The organism is Pseudomonas mandelii, assembly GCF_002251635.1.
Lineage (GTDB): Bacteria > Pseudomonadota > Gammaproteobacteria > Pseudomonadales > Pseudomonadaceae > Aquipseudomonas > Aquipseudomonas mandelii_B.
On the sequence record NZ_NMOJ01000102.1, the window covers coordinates 1 to 2,607 of the forward strand.

General features: G+C 55.9%; 1 protein-coding gene and 1 pseudogene. Both read left to right on the top strand.

Features of this window, described 5'->3' with window-relative positions; all coding sequences use genetic code 11:
• Nucleotides 1-753 (top strand): 2-oxo acid dehydrogenase subunit E2 (locus B7L09_RS14955; protein ID WP_176457711.1); only part of this gene is annotated, 753 nt, incomplete at its 5' end.
• Between the two features lie 268 nt (nt 754-1,021).
• Nucleotides 1,022-2,413 (top strand): annotated as a pseudogene (locus tag B7L09_RS14960) (alkaline phosphatase D family protein); the annotation flags it as partial.
• Nucleotides 2,414-2,607 lie beyond the last annotated feature (194 nt).

Consider the following 2,607-nt stretch of genomic DNA (forward strand, 5'->3'; position numbering starts at 1 on the left):
GGCGCTACCGGCGGTGCTGGCATTCCACCGATCCCGGTCGTGGACTTCAGCCGCTTCGGCGAAACCGAAGAAGTGCCGATGACCCGCCTGATGCAAATCGGCGCGTCGAGCCTGCACCGCAGCTGGCTGAACATTCCGCACGTGACCCAGTTCGACCAGGCNGATATCACCGACCTGGAAGCGTTCCGTATCGCTCAGAAAGCCGTCGCAGAAAAAGCCGGTGTGAAACTGACCGTGCTGCCACTGCTGCTCAAGGCCTGTGCGCACCTGCTCAAGGAGCTGCCGGACTTCAACAGTTCGCTGGCGCCAAGCGGCAAGGCGATCATTCGCAAGAAATACGTGAACATTGGCTTTGCCGTCGACACCCCGGATGGCCTGCTGGTACCGGTCATCAAGAACGTCGACCAGAAGAGCCTGCTGCAACTCGCTGCCGAAGCCGCTGTGCTGGCCGCCAAAGCCCGCGACAAAAAGCTCACCGCTGACGACATGCAAGGCGCCTGCTTCACCATTTCCAGCCTCGGNCACATTGGCGGCACTGGCTTCACGCCAATCGTCAACGCGCCGGAAGTGGCGATCCTGGGTGTTTCCAAGGCCACTATCCAGCCTGTATGGGACGGTAAAGCGTTCCAGCCGAAGCTGATGTTGCCGCTGTCGTTGTCCTACGATCACCGTGTGATCAACGGCGCTGCCGCTGCACGTTTCACGCAGCGTTTGAGCCAACTGCTGGCGGACATCCGCACCATCTTGCTGTAACACCGACGGCCCTCCTTCACCGGAGGGCCTGTCGCGTTCCACGTTTCCGAGCGCCACGCTCGTACCTCAACCCCGCCAATTTGGCGGGGCTTTTTTTGCCTTGAATAAAGCATCTTCCTACAGTCTTGGTTTACATCGCCCACAACTCATGGCGACTTTCGCTCGATATTTTTTGCTGTTTAATAACTAGGCTTAGTTCGACAGAATTTTCTTATAAATACTGAAAAGCTCACTTGCTTAGTTAACGTTATTTCGAACGGACTCGAACATGCTCAAACCAACTGTCGGCCCTATCATTGGCCACACTACAACTAACCACGTACGTATTTTTTTGCGCGGAGAACTTCAAGATCACTCACTGGTATTTGCCGGCATTCGTTATCGACGCGCGGGAGAAGAGCGTTGGTCGCAAGGTGTCTTTGCCAAACTGTCGATCTTGCGCGATATGTCCGATGTGATTGCACTCAACAACCTCGCCACCGACACCGAGTACGAATACCAGGCTGGATGGTTCAGCCCCATGAGCCCGGTGCACACCGTGGAGACCGTTCAGGAACTGCCGCTGCAATGGCCACGGGAGATTTATCGCTTTCGCACCCTGTCCAGCAAGGCCAACACACCGCGGGCGTACATCGTCGGCTCATGCCGCTACCTGCGCATGACCGCAGGAATCCCTTCGGCACCTCGTCTGGGCGACCGGATTTTTGCCTCGATCACCGAACTTGCGCAGCAGGCCGAGCCGCCCATCAGCGCGATGTTGATGACCGGTGATCAAATTTATGTCGATGACCTGAACGTTATTGCTCCCGACCGGGAATACAAGGAAATACTCAGCAAATATCGCGCAGCGTTTTCCCAACCGAATATCGCCAGGTTAATGTCCAACACCTCGACTTATATGATCCTCGACGATCATGAAATAGAAGACAATTGGCCCACCAACGAAAGCAAGGCCGATGCCTATTTATATTAGAACGCCATGGCAGCCTATGAGATATACCAAGCCAGCCACAGTCCGGCGCATGACTTACTAGCCAACGGTCAAGTAAGCCGAAAGCTGGAACAGTATGGGTATCAGTTCGCCCAAGGCGATATTGAATGGTTTGTCACCGACAGCCGAACCCGTCGCAACTTGTCGGCCGATGATCGCCGCATCCTCGACGATGAGCAGGAACAGGCGCTGTGCAAATGGCTGATCCACAGTCCGGCCCGGGTCAAGTTCGTGGTCACCAGCGTGATGTTCTATCCCGACCGCAAACTCAACGGTGATGACGCCTGGAAAGCCTTCCCGGAACAACGCCTGCGGTTGCTGGAGACGATTCGCACGCATCGCATCAAGAACGTCATCTTCGTTTCAGGCGATGTCCACGGCTCCCTGACCAGTCGCCTGACCCACAGCGAGGATCCGGACTTCGACGTGCACACCATCGTCTCGTCCCCGCTGTGCAACAGCAAATTGCTGCCGTATGCCTCCGCGTCCACCTTCATTCTCGATCAGGCGCTGGCACGAACCGCAGCGGGAGATTATCGGCATGAATTGACCAGCAAAGTGATCAGCGAAGACAACTTTGCCCATCTGGTGGTGGATCGCGAGCGGATTCAGGTCAATTATCACGACCGCAATGGCCTGCGCCTGCAATCGATCAACATTCCTATTCGCNNNCGCCACAGAAGGCCAAATGCATTAGTTTTCGGCCCTGACTGGAGAAATCTTCGCCCCTGCCGACATATTCTTATAGCACTTGGCCTTCATGTCTCTTGTCAGTCAGTGTCGCAATGATGCAACCTTGCCGCAGGCGACAGTAAAGAGGGCGTGAGCCCGGCGCAGTGCGCATTTTTCCAAGCGAGTTNCCC